The 17,184-nt window shown below is 51.0% G+C and carries 11 protein-coding genes; 3 read left to right on the forward strand and 8 right to left on the reverse strand.

Annotation, left to right across the window (positions count from 1 at the left end; genetic code table 11):
* Positions 1-93: 93 nt before the first annotated feature.
* The 4 genes from AYR61_RS04865 to AYR61_RS04885 form a co-directional block, all read right to left on the reverse strand.
* On the reverse strand, positions 94-534 hold the full coding sequence (locus tag AYR61_RS04865) for a hypothetical protein (RefSeq protein ID WP_065901922.1): 441 nt from the start codon (positions 532-534) through the stop codon (positions 94-96).
* Positions 535-1,128: 594 nt separating this feature from the next.
* Entirely contained in the window at positions 1,129-2,565 is a 1,437-nt protein-coding gene (locus tag AYR61_RS04875) for a glutamate synthase subunit beta (protein ID WP_065901924.1), read from the reverse strand.
* Between the two features lie 11 nt (positions 2,566-2,576).
* Entirely contained in the window at positions 2,577-7,043 is a 4,467-nt protein-coding gene (gene gltB, locus AYR61_RS04880; RefSeq protein ID WP_065901926.1) for a glutamate synthase large subunit, read from the reverse strand.
* A gap of 1,326 nt (positions 7,044-8,369) precedes the next feature.
* Positions 8,370-9,656, reverse strand: a complete 1,287-nt coding sequence (locus AYR61_RS04885) for a homoserine dehydrogenase (RefSeq protein ID WP_056987279.1) — start codon at positions 9,654-9,656, stop codon at positions 8,370-8,372.
* A gap of 599 nt (positions 9,657-10,255) precedes the next feature.
* Between AYR61_RS04885 and adhP the strand changes: the two genes are divergently transcribed.
* Positions 10,256-11,320 (forward strand): alcohol dehydrogenase AdhP, encoded by a 1,065-nt coding sequence (adhP, locus tag AYR61_RS04890; protein WP_054709326.1) that lies wholly within the window; start codon positions 10,256-10,258, stop codon positions 11,318-11,320.
* Between the two features lie 33 nt (positions 11,321-11,353).
* Here adhP and AYR61_RS04895 read toward each other — a convergent pair whose 3' ends face one another.
* The 4 genes from AYR61_RS04895 to AYR61_RS04910 form a co-directional block, all read right to left on the reverse strand.
* Positions 11,354-11,611: a hypothetical protein gene (locus tag AYR61_RS04895; protein WP_065901928.1), complete on the reverse strand. Its 258-nt coding sequence runs from the start codon at positions 11,609-11,611 to the stop codon at positions 11,354-11,356.
* A 273-nt stretch (positions 11,612-11,884) separates the two neighbouring features.
* The gene (locus AYR61_RS04900; RefSeq protein ID WP_065901930.1) at positions 11,885-12,580 is read right to left on the reverse strand and encodes an ROK family protein; all 696 of its coding nucleotides are present in this window, start codon (positions 12,578-12,580) and stop codon (positions 11,885-11,887) included.
* A 3-nt stretch (positions 12,581-12,583) separates the two neighbouring features.
* Positions 12,584-13,060, reverse strand: coding sequence for a helix-turn-helix domain-containing protein (locus tag AYR61_RS04905; protein WP_065901932.1), 477 nt, complete (start codon positions 13,058-13,060; stop codon positions 12,584-12,586).
* A gap of 218 nt (positions 13,061-13,278) precedes the next feature.
* A complete protein-coding gene (locus AYR61_RS04910) occupies positions 13,279-14,424 on the reverse strand; it encodes a D-alanyl-D-alanine carboxypeptidase family protein (RefSeq protein ID WP_191982284.1) in 1,146 nt (381 codons plus the stop codon).
* 1,344 nt (positions 14,425-15,768) lie between these two features.
* On the opposite strand from AYR61_RS04910, the gene AYR61_RS04915 reads away from it, so the two are divergent.
* Both AYR61_RS04915 and AYR61_RS04920 read left to right on the forward strand, forming a co-directional pair.
* Positions 15,769-16,221 (forward strand): GNAT family N-acetyltransferase, encoded by a 453-nt coding sequence (locus AYR61_RS04915; protein WP_056987281.1) that lies wholly within the window; start codon positions 15,769-15,771, stop codon positions 16,219-16,221.
* Positions 16,222-16,224: 3 nt separating this feature from the next.
* Positions 16,225-17,106 (forward strand): LysR family transcriptional regulator, encoded by an 882-nt coding sequence (locus tag AYR61_RS04920; RefSeq protein WP_083215485.1) that lies wholly within the window; start codon positions 16,225-16,227, stop codon positions 17,104-17,106.
* Positions 17,107-17,184: the final 78 nt, after the last annotated feature.

A 17,184-nucleotide genomic window follows, 5' to 3' on the forward strand; every position in this document is an offset into this window, starting at 1 on the left:
TGACGAAACAATGGAGAATATGACGGCTAATTATTTAGCCTTTGCTATCGTAATGTGGTAGTTCAAGCTTTCTCCAATACTACTATTAGGGTATTACGAGAGTTTTAACCCAGAGTACATCACGTTTTCATTGTCTTTATCGCTTGTTTCGTAAACGACATCATCAGCGATTTGGATACCAATCACGTCGTTAGACATTGATGCCCGTTTAGAAGCAGTATAGCCGTTTTCATCGAGTATCTTTTCGACAGTTGCGACGCGTGAACTGACCGGTTTTAGCGCAGTGCTGTTGAGATAAGCACCAATACTACGGTTGAAGTTAGATGATGTGTCGGTTCGATTTAAGCTTGAAATATTGACGAAATCCGTGTAACTAGTGTTTGCGAATGGTTTTGTTGCAGTAACGTTGTCAAACGATCTGAACAAGCTGACGCTAACTGGCGTGTTGGGGAAAAGCTTGAGGATGGCTCGCGTCAGGCGCTGGGTGCTGGCCGTCTTAAGATAATTAGTGTACGCTGTGTCGCTATTAAACATGTAAGGAGATTTTGCGATTGGCCGGTATAGATAACCGCTCCATACAAGACCGTTTACCTTACTGTTAGAAGCGGATTGGATGGTATAGTATATGCTACTGCCGTTTTAAGATGTGTGCGTCGTCGCTCTGTTAACACGCCAAATAGTACTGCCATAGTTCTTGAGATTGTGGGTATGTTTGGTATGTGTGGTGTTCCAGATGTAGGCGTTTTTTTGCGTTGGTTTAGTGTAATATGTTTCGACACGCTGTCCGTCAGATGTTGATGACCATGAGTAGGATTTAGCTTGAACGGTTGTCGCCACAGATATGCCAGCTAAAAGTGTGACAATTACTGAAACTGTTCTGATGACTGCTTTTTTATAAAACGTGATGCTGTCCTCTAATTTAAATTGGTTGTCCAAAGTATACACCCAGGCAAAATACAACCATAGGTGAATCGGATATCCATAGGCTCAATCTGGCACTAAAAGTTTCACGTGAAACAACGGTGTGCATTACAATTACTTTAGACTCTTACCGACAAATAAACGGCACAGTAAAAGAGACCAGCAAGCCAATAGAGGTTGCTAGTCTCTTTTTTGGAGACATAAGGCTCAGTCCACAGCCACCGATGCCATCTTCAAGGATGCATCGACCTTTTCAGCACAGGTTCGGCCTTCATAGACGCCCCAGATCACGAGGCTTGGACCGCGGCGACAATCGCCTGCGACGTAGATCTGGCTGTCGTTGGTTGTGTAATCGTCGTGGCACTCGGTGATGTTGAACGCGTCAAATAACCACTGTTCTGCGCCTGTGAAGCCCATGGCGAGGAGGATCAGGTCAACATTGATGCGTTTTTCGGTGCCTTTGATCGGTTTGAAGTCCGGCCCCACCTCGCTGATCTCTGCTGCGGTAACGTGGCCGTTCTTGCCGAACACTTGCGTGGCTGTTGCCGAGTAGCTGGTGACGTCGCCAAACAACGACTGGGCTTCCAGCTGACCGTAACCGTGCTTTTTGACCATCGGCCACTCAGGCCACTGGTTCTGCGCGGTACGCTCGTCTGGCAGCGCGGGGTTGATCTCTAGCTGGGTGATGCCGGCTGCGCCCTGACGGATGACGGTACCGATACAGTCGTTTCCTGTATCGCCGCCTCCGAGGACGAGGACGTGCTTGCCCTGGAGTTCCGTGGTAGCGCGAGTGCCATTTTTCAGGACGTGCTGCGTCGTCGTCTTCAGGTATTCGGCAGCCTGGTGCACACCGTCGAGGTCGCGACCAGGAACGTTGAGCTCCCGCGCTTGGCGGGCACCCGTACAGATGATGACCCTGTCAAAGTCCTGTTTCAGGTCGTCAGCCGAAATGTCCTTGCCAATCTCGGTGTTAGCGACCAGCTTGACACCAATTTGTTTCAGGGCGTCGAAGCGGCGGTCAACCACTTCCTTCGGCAACTTCATGTTGGGAATGCCATACATCAGGAAGCCGCCAAACCGATCGTCACGCTCAAAAATGGTAACGGAGTGACCGAGCTGGTTTAGTCGCCAGGCAGCGGAAATACCGGCGGGACCGCTGCCGATCACGGCAATTTTCTTGCCGGTGCGGTTGTTAGGTTTGCCGGAGTCCACCACCCAGCCGTTTTCGAAGGCTTTTTCGATGATGAATTTTTCGTTGTTGCGGATGGTGATGCCGGGGCCGTTCAGTGCCTGAACACAGGCAACTTCGCAGGGGGCCGGGCACACCCGTCCGGTCATGTCAGGCAGGTAATTAGTCCGCGTGAGCCGTTCGAAGGCGCGCTTGTCCTCGTTTTCGTAGACCATGTCGTTCCATTCGGGAATCAGGTTGTCGTTGGGACAGCCGCTGACGGCCCGGTTACCGGCGTAGAAGAGCCCGTGGTGACAAAACGGGATCCCGCAGTTCATGCAACGGGCGGCCTGCTGGCGGCGGTCAGCGTCGTCGAGGTCCAGTTCCATGATGTTAAAGTCCTTGATACGTTCAGAAATAGGCCGCATGGGGTCGTCTTTACGATCGTATTTTAAAAAACCATTTGGATCTGCCATGTTTTAGCCTCCTATTGCTGGTCGTTCGTGGCAGCGAAGAAGGCCTTTGACACAACTTGGTCTTCTGGGATGCCGGCTTTTTGGTACTTGGCGATCAGGTCACGCATCTTGTGGAAGTCGCGTGGGTAGACCTTGACGAAGTTTTGCTTCTGGTTGTCCCAGTCATCGAGGATCTGCTTGGCCTGAGCCGAGTTCGTGAAGTAGTAGTGCCGTGAAATGAGATCCTTTAAGTCGCTATCATCGTCGGATTCACCGAGTTTGTAGAGGTCGACGAGATCCTGGTTGCACTGGGATTTGAAATCATGGGTCCAGTCGTAGACGTAAGCAACTCCGCCAGACATACCGGCAGCGAAGTTCCGCCCCGTCCGGCCAAGGATGACGGCAACGCCGCCTGTCATGTACTCACAACCGTTGTTGCCGATACCTTCAACCACGACCTTGGCACCGGAGTTTCGAACGGCAAACCGTTCACCAGCGCGGCCGTTGAAGTAGGCTTCACCACTGGTGGCCCCAAAGCAGGCCACGTTTCCGATAATGGGGGAGTGGGCGTAGAGCGCCTGCGCTTGTTTGGGCGCTGCAACGATCAAGCGACCACCAGAGAGACCTTTACCGGCGTAGTCGTTGGCTTCACCAGTGAGTTTGAGTTCCTGTCCCTGGGTGATAAAGGCGCCGAAGGACTGACCGGCAGTGCCTTTGTAGCTAACTTTCATGCGGCCAGGTTTAAGGCCGTCGTTACCGAAGTGACTGGCGATCCAGCCGCCCATACGGGCCCCAACAGCACGTTGCGTGTTATCAATCGGCAGGTCAACCGCTGTTTCGGTGTCGGCCTGCAAACTCGTTTCGGCAAACTGGTCCAGATCAGGCCAATCGTACTTCGGCTTGAACGGATCGGTGACCTTGCGTTCGATCGGGATGGTCTTTTGAATCAGCCGGTCGTAGTTCAGCGTCTTGGCCTTACCAGCTGGCACGTAGCGTGGTGTCAGGTGTTCGCCGTGACCCACCATTTGGTTCACGGTCCGGTAGCCGAGTTTGGCCATCGTTTCCCGCAGATCCTGTGCGAGGAAGCGCATCATGTTTTCCACGTATTCCGGCTTGCCGGCGTAGAGTCGACGCAGGTCGGGGTTCTGGGTGGTGATACCGACGGGGCAGGTGTTGAGGTTGCATTTGCGCATCATAACACAGCCGATCGAGACCATGGTCAGGGTAGCAAAGCTGAATTCCTCAGCGCCCAACATGATGGCCACGGCGATGTCGCGACCAGTCATGAGTTTCCCGTCAACTTCCAGCGTGGTCCGTTGCCGCAGGTTGTTCATTGCCAGCGTCTGGTGGGCGTCAGCAAGACCCATTTCCCACGGTAACCCGCAATCACGAGTGGAGTTACGCGGTGCGGCCCCGGTCCCGCCGTCGTACCCGGCGATAACCACGGTGTTCGCACCTGCTTTGACCACCCCGGTCGCAATTGTGCCGACTCCAGTGGAAGAAACGAGCTTCACGTTGATCTTGGCGTAAGGGTTGACCTGCTTGAGGTCGTAAATTAGCTGCGCCAGGTCTTCGATGGAGTAGATATCATGGTGCGGCGGCGGGGAGATCAGCTGCACGCCGGCAATCGAGCCCCGGATACTTGCGACCCATGGGTAGGCTTTTTTGGCAGGCAGTTGACCACCCTCACCAGGCTTAGCCCCCTGGGCCATTTTAATTTGAATTTCTTCGGCACTCATCAGGTATTCGGTATTCACACCGAACCGCGCTGTTGGGACCTGTTTGATCTTACTGTTACGGTTCTCACCGTCGGCGCCGATCTTAAACCGGTTGCGGTTCTCGCCACCCTCACCAGAGTTACTGCGGGCGCCCAGCCGGTTCATGGCGATCGCAATCGTTTCGTGGGCTTCTTCAGAAAGGGCCCCGAAACTCATGGCACCAGACTTGAACCGTTTGACGATGGCACTGACGGGTTCGACCTCGCTGATCGGCACGGCCTTGTTGCCGGCTTGGTCGATCTGCCACATGGATCGCAGGGTAACGGGGTTATCTAGTGAATCTTGAGCCATTGTTTTTGCGTAGGTCTTGTATTCGTCGTAGTCGCCTGAGCGGACGGCCTTTTGGAACCGGTAGATAGCCATCGGGTTGTACAGGTGCGCCTCGCCGTCTTCCTTAAATTGGAAGCTCCCGCCTGAGGGCAGGTCGTCAATGGCCTTGCTGCTGTAGATGTCGTCGTAGTGGCGTTTGGTCTCGGTCTCGATCTGGTCGAGTGAGATGCCGCCTAACCGACTTGGGGTCCCGGTAAAGTACTGGTTGACCACGTCGTCAGCGAGCCCAACTGCTTCAAACAGCTGGGCGCCCTGATACCCGGCAACCGTCGAGATGCCCATTCGGCTCATGATCTTGATGATGCCCTTGGTGCCGGCATCACAGTAAGTGTCGATCTGATCACCCAGCCCGCGTTCCTTCAACGTTGCGAAGGCGCCGTAGGGGTGAATGGCAGCGGCACCGTAGCCCACGAGGCAGGCGAAGTGGTGGATCTCACACGCTTCACCGGTGTCCGCCACGATGGACGCATCGGTACCCTTACCCTGACGCACCAGGTCGTTGTGCAACCCGGCGACTGCTAGCAGGATCGGAATCGTCAGTTGTCCTTTTTGGGCGTGCTGGTCAGATAAAATCAGAATGGTGGCGCCGTTATCAATGGCGTTTTCGGCCTGCTTGAACAGGTCGTCTAACGCGTGCGCCAACCGGTTTGGCCGGTCGGTAATGTCGTAGGCCAGAGAGAGGGTGGCGACCTTCAACTCTGGCAGGTCCAGGGTCGTGAGTTTCGCGAAATCCTGATCGTTAAGTAACGGCGTTTCAATTTTGAGTTTTTGACAGTTCTCGGCAGCGTCCTTAGTGATGTCGGTATCGCGCCCGAGAAACAGCGTGGTACTAATGACGACCTGCTCACGCAGGGGGTCGATCGGCGGGTTCGTGACCTGGGCGAAGGACTGTTTAAAATAGGTAAACAGGGATTCAGCCTTGTGACTCAACACCGCAAGCGGCGAGTCAAAACCCATAGCGACGGTGGGATCACTGCCGTTTTCGGCCATTGGCATGATGGCTGTCTTGATCGCTTCGTAAGTGTACCCATACCGACGCCACAGGTGGTCCAGGTCGGTCGCACTCATCGTGTTGTCGGCCTTCACATCTGGTAGCGACTCGAGTGCCAACCGGTTCCCTGTTAACCACTGCTGGTACGGGTGCGCATTGGCGTATTTCTTTTTAAGGGCGTCTGTTTTATACAACTTGCCGGTACTGGTATCCACCAGCAGCATTTCTGCCGGTGCCAAGATCCCCTTATCCGCAATGTCGCCGGGGGCAATGTCGACCACGCCGGATTCAGAGGCAACGACCAGGAGGTTATCCTTGGTCAGGGTGTAGCGCGATGGCCGCAGCCCGTTCCGGTCCAAAAAGGCGCCGACTTGGATGCCGTCGGTGAAGCACAGGGCGGCCGGCCCGTCCCACGGCGCCATGAAGGTGGCGTTGTATTCGTCAAACGCGCGCTGCTGTTTCGGCAACTTTGCGTCTGGTCCCCAGGCTTCGGGAATCATCATCATGAGTGCCTGCGGAATATCGCGGCCGTGGCGGTAGAGGTACTCCATGCAGTTTTCGAGTTTGGCAGAGTCCGAATCGTCCTCGTCATAAATTTCGATACCGTGGCTAGTCATCCAGTTTTCGGCACCCTTCAACGTGTTAATTTCACCGTTGTGGGCAAGAAAGCGGAACGGTTGCGCGCGGTTCCAGCTCGGAAACGTGTTGGTCGAGAACCGCGAATGGATCAGACAAATACAACTGGCCATGGTCTCGTCGTGCAGGTCCGGGTAAAACAGACCCACTTGGTAAGCGTGCAGCATGCCCTTATACACGATGGTCCGGCTGGAGAGGGAACAGATCGCCAGCGCTTCTGGATCATAGGTCTTTTCCAGTTGCCGTCGCAAATGATAGAGGCGGTCTTCAAACGGTCGGCCTGCCGCGCTGTCATATGGGCGCTGGATGATAATTTGGATGAAACTGGGCATCGTCTGTTGGGCAGTCGGACCACAGTTTTCGTACACAAACGGTACGTTGCGCGTCCAGAGGACTTGGAACCCGGCGTCGCTGATCTTTTGCGTGACGGCTTTTAGCATAATGTCGCGCGCCTGGGCATCGTGCGGCAGGAAGAATTGCCCCACCGCGTAGTCACCCTTATCAGGCAGTGCGAGACCAGCCTGTTTCATTTGCTGTCTAAAGAAGGGGTCCGGCATCGCCATCAGGATCCCGGCACCATCACCGGTGTCCGGTTCCGCACCCGTCCCGCCACGGTGGTTCATCCGCCGCAGCATCGTCAGCGCTTTTTCAACGAGGTCGTGACTCGCACGGCCATCGACCTGGGTAATAAACCCCATCCCACACGCATCATGCTCAAAGCGCGGGTCATACATCAGCTTCTCATGTGAAGTTGGGTTTTGCATTCAGAACACCTACTTTTACTTAACAGTCTCAATTTTTGAATTTAGTGACACTTTTGGAAATATATTCTAATGATATTCTAATCTTAACGGGATTACAATGGGTTTTGCTAATAATTCTGATAATTTATTCAGGTTAGTTCGGTTTTTACTTCTTATTTTCGTGTGAAATTTGGATTAATAGACGTTATACAGTCGGAATTAATACCACTATGAATCCCTGTGAGGTTGGTATTCTTCGACTTTTGGTCTTTGCTGACGTCTTGTTTATGCATTTTCAATCAGTAAGTCTTATGTTATTCTCATTTAACTGGTGGATTATGATGAATTTAGTGTGACTTTAGCTAATAAATACTTACTGGATGATGGAATATTCAGTTTATATACATATGTGATATTTTCTGGGTGGGAGATTGCTGTTTTGTTCGTTCTGTTCCGCGATTTTGCGCTCCGTTGTGGTGGCTACTAGGTCAGTTCACAAACAGGTGATACGTCGCTCCATTCCACAATTTGGCACTCCGTGTAGTGGCTCGCGATGAAGCTAATTCGATTGTCGCCTTGCGCCACTCGAATGGATCTTCATCGTCTCGCACATCAGTAACCGACCAAAGAACGGTCGCTAACTGATGTCGACACCACAGCTCCGTGCCAAATTGTTCCATTCCACTAACGATGAGCTCACTTTTTACCACTAGTGAAGCATCGTAATGGCGTTAACCCATGTTCGACGAGAATCCGCCCTCGACTGCTAGTAAGTCCCTTGATAGCAATGCTTCACACGTAGATTAAGTGACCCATAATGATGACCCAACGTATCTTATGTGGCCGTACATATCAGTGCTATTGAATTCACCAAACATTGGAAAGACCCGAATTGAAAGATGTCCGCATGACAAACGTCGGGTATTTCTATTTACACTTACAGAAAGATAAAGGCTGTTTTCAATTAAAGCGCTACAGTGCCTGGCGTCATCGTTCAAAGCTTATTACGATTGCGGATGACAAGCAGTCAAGGGCGGATTCTATACAAACTAGGGTTAATTCTTGGTTAATTCTCAGTTTATTGAATGGGTAAGCTGACAGTCAGTGACGTGGAGCGACTTGGCCCGGCGTTGTGGTGTCGATGGTAGTTGGCGACCGTTCTTTGGTCGATTACTACCATGCGAGCGAATGAGATCCATTCGAGAGCCGCATAGCGGAAATCGAATTAGCTCATTCACGAGCCACTTCAACGCCGGGCCAAATCGCGGAACAGAACGGAATGACAACACAAAAAGCCCCTAAGCAACCGCTTAGGGGCAAAAGTAACACATTAATATAGTAGAAACACTACCCTTTGTCCATCACTTTATAAGCAGCCAGCAGCTCAATGGTCTGCGTTTGACGCAGACGTTCAGTGAGTTGGGCGAGTTGTTCCTTGGACATGTCGTGGGTGATGATGACGACGCGGGCGGTTTGGTCTGGGTTCTTGGTTTGGATGATTTGGCTGAAGCTGGCCTTGATATCGGTCATGATCTTGGTGACCTTCAGCATTTCGCCAGGGACGTCGGGCATCTTAAGCGCCAGGTAGTATGGGTAAACGACTTCGCTGGCCGCGGCAGAACTGACTTGATCCTGGAAGTTGTTAAACGAATTCCCGGTGGTCTTGAGGACGATGTTTTTGGTGACGGAAACGATGTCACTCAACACACTGTTAGCAGTGGGCAACCCACCGGCACCGGGGCCGTAAAAGAGGGTGTCACCCACGGCCTGACCCGTGACCATCACAGCGTTATTTTCGTTGTTGATGGTGGCTAACGGATGATCGAGTGGCACCAGGACGGGGCCAACTTCGGCGAATACGCCACCATTGATGCGGCGCGCAATGCCCAGCAGTTTAATGGTGTAGCCAAACGCTGCGGCTTGTTTCACGTCTGATAGCTGGATGTTTTGAATCCCTTCCACGGCCATATCGTCCATGGTGATGTGGGTGCCAAACGAGAACTGGCTCAGGATGATCATCTTGTAGGCGGCGTCGATACCGGCCACGTCGTTCGTCGGGTCGGACTCCGCAAACCCGAGTTCCTGGGCCTTCTTCAGCGCGTCGGCGTACTTCCAGTGGTGCTGTTGCATCTGCGTCAGGATGTAGTTGGTGGTCCCGTTCACGATCCCCTTGACCTCAATGATGTTGTCGGCTGAGAAACTGTTGACGATGGTGCGCAGGATCGGGATCCCGCCCGCCACACTCGCTTCGTACATCAGATCGCAGTGGTTTTCGCGCGCGATGGCTGCCAGTTCTTCGCCGGCGGAGGCAATCAGGTCCTTGTTGGCCGTGACCACATGCTTCTTGGCGTTGAGCACCTTAGCAATGATCTCTTTGGCCGGGTGAACGCCGCCCATGACCTCAACGACAATCTTAATTTCCGGGTCGTCGATGATCGCATTTAAGTCTTCAGTGACCGTGATATCGCCGGTGTCAACGTCACGCGGCTTGTTGACGTCGTGGACCACGATCGTTTTGACACTCAGGTTTTGACCCGTAATGTTAGAGACCTTATCCTGGTTGTTCATCACCATCTGAAGGACGCCCGTGCCGACGGTGCCTAGGCCAATGAGGCCGATTTTTATCGTATTCATGTCACAGCTCCTTGCTCTTTTTTCTCTTGGAAATAGTATAGCAGAGAACTTAGGATTAAAACATGGTTAAAAATAATCGGGAGTTACATGAGAGAACGCACCTGTCAGGATGGGTTTGTACAGTAACTGAACTAGTGGGGTGTTTTCCATGGGAAACTAGGTATGAAACAAAATTTGCCGGGTCATTAGCGCCGATGTTGGTCAAAAACGGTGCTTTTAACAGACTAGATGGAAGCATATGTTGCCTATTTTGCAACTAACTAGTCAAAACCAGTGAAATATTGGCTAATTTTGTTACCTAAAACACAAGTATTTTTCCTTAGTATGTTAACCGAACGAATGAGTTGCTGAATTTATTTTTAAAAGGTTTATGGCCGGATTTTATGATGATTATTGCGTGTTAGCATGCTTTCATGGACGCGCTTTAAGATTGAAACTTAATTTTTCAACACCGCATTTCACTAACTTGGCGACTCGTTTTTAAAAATAGTTTGGTAAAAAATATTGCGCTATTGTAGGAATTTTCACATAATGTGGGTGTGTTAAGGCGATACAGAACAAGTATAAAACTCAAAAGAAGAAAACGAGGGATCACGATTATGAAAGCAGCCGTAGTTCGTTCCAACTCAGATGGTTATGTTGATATTAAAGATGTTACGTTACGCCCAATCAAACCCAACGAAGTCTTGGTTAAAACCGAGTACTGTGGGCTTTGTCACACTGATATTCACGTTGCAAACGGTGATTTTGGTGAAGTACCTGGCCGGATCATTGGTCACGAAGGGGTTGGTATTGTTACCGAACTCGGGAGTGATGTGACGAATTTGAAGAAGGGCGACCGCGTTTCAATCGCCTGGTTCTACAAGGGCTGCGGTCACTGTGAATACTGCCTGACTGGTCGTGAAACACTTTGTCGTGACGTTCAAAACGCTGGTTATAACGTGGATGGCGCCATGGCTGAAGAAGTCATTGCTGACGCTGACTACGCCGTTAAGGTTCCGGATGACCTGGATCCAATCGAAGCTAGTTCCATCACCTGTGCCGGTGTGACCACCTACAAAGCCCTGAAGACCGCCAGCATCCACCCCGGCGAGTGGGTTGCGATTTACGGTGTCGGCGGCTTAGGCAACCTGGCCATTCAATGGGCTAAGAACGTCTTCAAAGCCCACGTTATCGCCGTTGATATCAACGATGACAAGTTGGCTTCTGCTAAGAAGATGGGCGCTGATCTGACCTTTAACTCACGGACAGAAGACTCCGGCAAATGGATTCAAGACAAGGTCGGCGGGGCTCACGCAGCAGTTGTGACCGCCGTTTCACAAGTTGCCTTTGACCAAGCTGTTGGGTCAGTCCGTGCCGGTGCTCGGGTGGTTGCTGTTGGGCTGCCTAAAGGGAACATGGAACTCTCCATTGTCAAAGTCGTTTTGGACGGCATTCAAATTGCCGGCTCCCTTGTCGGCACTCGGCAGGATCTTGCCGAAGCCTTCCAGCTTGCTGCTGAAGGCGCCATCCACCCAATCGTTGCTACCCGGCCATTAGCTGACGTCAACGACATCATCGACGAAATGAAAGCCGGCAAGATCGAAGGCCGGATGGTCGTTGACTTCGGCTTACCACTTGATGCGCCTGTCAAAAAAGAGGCTCACGCAGTTACCGGACGTTAATCACAGTGTTCCAAATTTAAACACTTCACATCTTTAAAGCTTTGTTGGTTCATTAGAATGACGGCTGTTTATCAATTTTTTCACACACCAAAAGAAGTCGGGGTTGAGCTCCTGGCTTCTTTTGTTTTGGGTTTTGACTTGCGTTTGATTGCCGTTCTGTTCCGCGATTTTGCGCTCCGTTGTGGTGGCTCGCGATGAAGCTAATTCGATTTCTGCTGCGCAGCTCTCGAATGGATCTTCATCGTCTCGCATGGCACTAAATGGCCGAAATCCTCGCCCATTAAGTGCCATCGACACCACTACTCCGCGCAAAATCGCTCCACGCCACTTATTGAGAAGAGCGATGTTTCTTTTGGTTAAAAATCGAAAGCGCGTTAACCCTAGTTCCTAGATTATCCGCTCTCGACTGCCGGTTTTTCGACCAATTGGTAACCTATTGATGCGGTGGGAATTAAGTGTCAACAGTGTGCTTAGGAATTAATTGAGCGCTTTTGATGTTACTCCAGGTTGGTTCGTTCAGTTATTGAACATGCTGGTTTAATAACGCCTTAGTGAGCGTCTCGGTTATACCAGCGCCCGTTCTCTTACTGGCGTGAAGTTAAGTTCCAAGTCCTCCAGGTCCAAGATCTTTCGTGTCACCATTGCGCAGCCACCCAGCAGTGAGGCATACTTTGTGTGGGCCACTAGACTCAGTGGGGTTGGGGTCTCCTGCATTGGGGAGAGTTGCGTGGTGATTGTCTTTAAACGGTCGAAAAGTTCTGGGATCGCATCCATTAGTGGGGACTTGTACATGATTTCGTCCGGGTCGTACAGTGATGTCAGATTCAGGGTAATCTGGGCCAACTGATTGATCCAGTCGGTCAGGATCATCTCCGTCGTGTTATCACGATGCTGGTGGTACTTTTTGACCTCCGCCAATGAGAGCTGATTTTCACCCTTGGCGTTGCTGATATGGCTAATGATCGTGGCTTCCGAGCTGGTGCTGGTCAGTTGTTGGCCGTTTTCTCTCACGTGGCCCAGTTCACCTGCGCGGCCCTGCCCACCCTGGTACAAATGGTGGTCAAGGAGCAGTCCCGTGTTTACCCCGCGTTGGATGCTGACGAGCACTAGGTTGTTTAACTGGTTGTCCCGATTATCGAAATCGCGGTGGTACACGGCTGCCAGGTTTGCTTCGTTGGCGATGGTCACCGGGACCTGATACCGGTCTTGCAAATAAGCCGCAATGTCGATGTCATGCATGTCCAGAAATGGCGAATCCATAACTTACCGGTCTGCGACGCGGCCGTGAATGGCCAGGCTGATGCCCTGCAGGCCGTTTGTTGTCCAGTTTGTTTTGGCCGCGTAGTCTACCTGCTGATCGATCCGTTTTAAGATCGACTCGATGGGCAAGTAAGTCGTGTTCACTGGTTTGATTGTCACCACACCACCCGCCAGATCATTTTGCATGATCAGCATGCTGGGGTAGCCCAGGTCGATATTTATCGTGTAGCCGTAGCGCGTATTCAACGACACGAGAACTGGTTTGCGGCCGCCAATTTCGGTCGGGTCGCCAATGCCGGATTCGGTAACCAGCCCGCGCTCTTTCAACTCCTTATAAAGGGTGGAAATGGTCGATTTCGTCACGTTCAGGTCGGTTGCAATCTGCGTTCGAGCAACCGGTTGGTGATTAAAAATGTACGCCAGCACCACCTGCAGATTTCGGCGGTGCAACTGCGTTTTGCTCATCATGGAGAGGGTCATGATAGTGCCTCCTTTGTTAACGCTTACATAAAGCTGCTATCTTGAGTTTACCGCATTTAGTTGTGGTGGTCACGGGAAAGTTCAGTTAGTGTACGAACTGGAGAGCGGGGCGTCATATGACCTGCAAAAAGAGGTGCCAACCAAACCAAGACTCTGGTTTTGACTGACACCTCATTAGTTAATTAGCGGATTTACAATTTAAGTCTGTTGCGTTCAAATTAAAATAAATGGCCAAAGAAATCAGCAATCTTTTGCATTAATGATTCTTGCTTAGCCGTTTTTGACTGGGTCGCCTTGTCACTACCAACCTTGTTTTTCGCCTGCAGAGTCAAACTTGTTGCGGTTGGCAGTCCGGTATTGGTGAATTTCGTCGTCGCAACGGTGGCGCCCTTTTTAACCGGCAACGTTTTGGCGGTGAGGGTGTCCTTAACGCTCACGTTGTTGGCATCCTTATTCTTGAGATACCAGACCAATACCTTCTTGGTGCTGGTTGTCGTTTTGACTTGATGATTTTTAACGTGGTAAGTCGGCGTTTTCAGCGTGACTTCCTTGTGGTTCAACACCTTATCTAGATGAGTGATCAGGCCGTTTGTCGTGGTGAAGATCGTGTCGCTGCCCAGCACCGTCGCAATCAGCAGGTGGCCGTCACGATAGTAGGTCGTGGTCAGACACAGGCCGGCCGTTTCCGTATAACCGTTTTTCAGGCCAGTGATGTGATTACTGCTGCGGTAGTACGCGCCGCCCTTCAGCAACGCGTTGACGTTGGTTAGCGTCTGATTACCGATAGTTTTTGACGTCAGGGAACTCCACCGGGTGATGCCGCCGTCCAGCTTCAGGAGCTTTTGCGCTACAATTGAAATGGCTTTTGCGCTGACCTCATTTTGGGCCTTCTTTGACGTCCCCGCCACCTGCAGGCCATAGTGGCGCAGGTCAGTGTTATCCAACCCAGACGCACTGATAAAGGTGGCGTCAATGCCCCATTTTTTCGCCTGCTGGTTCATTTCATTGATAAACTTGCTATTATTACCGCCAGCTACTAACTCGCCCAGGGCAATTGCTGAGGAATTCGATGACGCAATCAGTGCTGCTTGATAGAGCTGTTTGACGGTGTACTCCTTGCTTCGCTTGATCTTAAACGTACCCAGCGCGTAGTTTTTACTCATCTTGATCAGTTCTTTACTGACGGGAACCTTTTCGTTCCAGCTGATCTTGTGATCCTGAATCGCCTTCGTGGTGAGGTAGAGGGTCATCAATTTCGACAAACTCGCAATCGGCAACGCCTTGTCACCATTATCGCTGTAGAGCGTTTGTCCCGTTGTTGCGTCCATGACATAGGCACTCTTGACGGTTTTATAGTTCGACATTTTCGTATTCTTTTTTGCAGCAAATGACGGCAATGCTGGCGCAAACACCATCACCAGACAACTCAGCATGAGTAGCCAAGTCTTTGGTTGTTTTAGTTTCAGGTTTAAAATAGGACTAACCTCCGAGTATTGGGTTTTTGTATTTTTGAAGTATTGTTGTATTGGCCGTTCTGTTCCACGATTTTGCGCTCCGTTGTGGTGGCTCGCGAATAAGCTAACTCGATTTCCGCTGCGCGGCTCTCGAGTGGATCTTATTCGTCTCGCATGGCACTAAATGGCCGAAGACCTCGCCCATTAAGTGCCATCGACACCACTACTCCGCGCAAAATCGCTCCACGCCACTCAAATTGAGCGGACTTCAAGCAAGTGTTAAGTATCTAAAGACAGTTAAAGCTAGTTCCTAGATTATCCGCTCTCGACTGCTGGTTGTTCTATATTGTGGTAACCTAGTTGTCTGGTATGGCGGATGAGCTGGCCATTATGAAGTAACGTTTTGTTACTTATAGCGGTTGTTTAGCTCTTAATAGGCGTGCGTTTGACTATCCGTGGATGCAGTGGCGCTTTATAATGATGGGAAGAGCGGGGTAGTTGTGGATTTGGGGTGCAATGGGCTATGGTTTTTGGTTCTCGGTTATATTGCCGAAACGTGTTTTGCACGGGGCTAACGTGTAACGGACTCTGGGCTAAAAGTCAGGTTCGGAATTGGAGCCCTTTTTGTTACAAAGTAGTCTTGGCGACGCGCTTCAGTTTTATATTGCCGAAACGTGTTTTGCACGGGGCTAACGTGTAACGGACTCTGGCCAAAAAGTCAGGCCCGGACTTTTCGGCCAGAGTCCGTTACACACCGCCCCTAACCCGCCTTGCTTCACACTCTTACCTTAATCAAAAGTCACCCAATAGTATAGCATGCCAACTGGTGTTTGTTTTCCAACAAAAGTGTAAAGATTGCGTTGCGATTTGGTAAGGGTTTCTTAACTAATTAGATGGTAATTATAGTTTGTATAAACAATAAAAAAGACACCCATGATTAGCATGGCTGTCTTTCGGAAAAACACTTTATTGTCCGAGCGTTTCGGATCAGTAAAGGGAACATAGATTGGTTATTAGGTTATTTGGTATGTGATTACTATACCGCAAACCACGGGGAATTGCACCTGTTTTAACCATCTTTTTGAACAGGTGATAAATGAAACCATTAATTACATTTTATTTTCATTATCGTTTATATAAGTGATTATTTAATTTAGAAAAATAATGTTTACGTTAACGCCACTGTTTAGGGCGTTAACCAGTGTTCTTCACAAATTGGATCACGTGATGGACTGAAAAAGGGAGGTCATTTTAATGGCACTATTCATTCGCGAAATGAAAACGGAAGATCATGATACAGTGGCCTGGATCTATCAAATGGATCAGGCACAGTTTCCGTGGGTGGCAAAACCGGCGCTGACCGATTTTGACCGCGATTCCACTGGGGAATACATCTTGGTCGCTGAATTGGACGGGCAGGTGGTGGGGTTCGCCAGTCTGTACCGGTTAATGAACTTCATTCACTTGCTATTTGTGGACCCTAACTGTCGCAAGCAGGGGGTTGGCCACGCCCTGATTGAAGGGATGCGCCAACAGGCCAGCGGGTTGATCACGTTAAAGTGCGTGATGGCGAATACGGAAGCCTTGAAGTTTTACGACAAGGAAGGCTTTGTCATCCACCGGGAGAATCGACTGGCGGTGCCGGCTAACTACACGATGATCGACACGCTGGAAGACCGCTACTGGTGTCGAAAGCGGGGCGAGTAGCTGGTGGATATTAAAAAGATTCAGGCGTTTGTTGATCTGGCAGCCACGCTGAACTACACCCAAACGGCGGCGCACCTGTTCAGCTCGCAAGCGACCGTGTCGAAGCAAATCTTGTCACTGGAAAAGGAACTCGGCGTCAAACTGTTCACCCGCGCGCATCGGCAGGTCACGCTAACCGAGGTTGGGATCGCCATTTTACCCAATGCGAAACGGTTACTGCACGAAGCCAACCAGCTAACCGAAACCGTGAGCCAGTACCAGCAAACGGCCGACCTCACGCTGACAATTCACAGCATTCCGTCGATTTCACAGTATCGGGCGTTCAATTTGATTGCCGCGTTTCATACTGCGCATCCTGAGATGGCACTGCATTTCGCTGAGGCGGAAAACGAAAATCTGCTGACCTCGCTGGATAATGGGCACAGTGACGTAGTGTTTCTGCGGCTCTTTAGTCTGGCGGCCAGTCCATACGAACAACTGGTGGAGGAGCAGGACCAGTTTGCGGTCGTACTGCCTAAGACCAGTCCGTTAGCGCAGCGGCCATCCTTGACCATGGCAGACTTGAGCGGGGAATCGTTTTTACTTTTAAACGAGACCACCGACCTCTACCAGCCCGTTATGGACGCCGCCCACGCTGCCGGGGTCACGCCCAACATCATTTATAAGGGTCAACGCATCGACCTCATTCTTGGCATGATCAGCCGCGGCATGGGGCTCTCCGTCATGATGCAGCACTCCCTTGACCTCACCGACTACCCCGCCATTACCACGGTTCCCCTCGACCCGCAACGCGTCAGCTACCTGGCGTTTCTGCGATCACCACTGCATCATAGTCGGGCTGCCGATCTGTTTTGGCAGTTTGTTCAGGAGACCCATATTAAATGAGAGTTGCTGTGTTGGCCGTTCTACGATCTTGTCAGCGAGCACAGTTTTCGGCATTCCAATGAAGCCTACCAATTCAAA

Origin of the sequence: Secundilactobacillus paracollinoides (genome assembly GCF_001702155.1) — a bacterium.
In the GTDB taxonomy this organism is placed as follows: domain Bacteria; phylum Bacillota; class Bacilli; order Lactobacillales; family Lactobacillaceae; genus Secundilactobacillus; species Secundilactobacillus paracollinoides.

Excerpts from the sequence above, each read along its gene's own strand:
- AYR61_RS04895 (WP_065901928.1), bottom strand. The coding sequence starts at position 11,611 with ATGGCACTTAATGGGCGAGGATTTCGGCCATTTAGTGCCATGCGAGAC.
- AYR61_RS04865 (WP_065901922.1), bottom strand. The coding sequence starts at position 534 with ATGTTTAATAGCGACACAGCGTACACTAATTATCTTAAGACGGCCAGC.
- gltB (WP_065901926.1), bottom strand. The coding sequence starts at position 7,043 with ATGCAAAACCCAACTTCACATGAGAAGCTGATGTATGACCCGCGCTTT.
- AYR61_RS04915 (WP_056987281.1), top strand. The coding sequence starts at position 15,769 with ATGGCACTATTCATTCGCGAAATGAAAACGGAAGATCATGATACAGTG.
- adhP (WP_054709326.1), top strand. The coding sequence starts at position 10,256 with ATGAAAGCAGCCGTAGTTCGTTCCAACTCAGATGGTTATGTTGATATT.
- AYR61_RS04900 (WP_065901930.1), bottom strand. The coding sequence starts at position 12,580 with ATGGATTCGCCATTTCTGGACATGCATGACATCGACATTGCGGCTTAT.
- AYR61_RS04885 (WP_056987279.1), bottom strand. The coding sequence starts at position 9,656 with ATGAATACGATAAAAATCGGCCTCATTGGCCTAGGCACCGTCGGCACG.
- AYR61_RS04875 (WP_065901924.1), bottom strand. The coding sequence starts at position 2,565 with ATGGCAGATCCAAATGGTTTTTTAAAATACGATCGTAAAGACGACCCC.
- AYR61_RS04905 (WP_065901932.1), bottom strand. The coding sequence starts at position 13,060 with ATGACCCTCTCCATGATGAGCAAAACGCAGTTGCACCGCCGAAATCTG.
- AYR61_RS04910 (WP_191982284.1), bottom strand. The coding sequence starts at position 14,424 with ATGTCGAACTATAAAACCGTCAAGAGTGCCTATGTCATGGACGCAACA.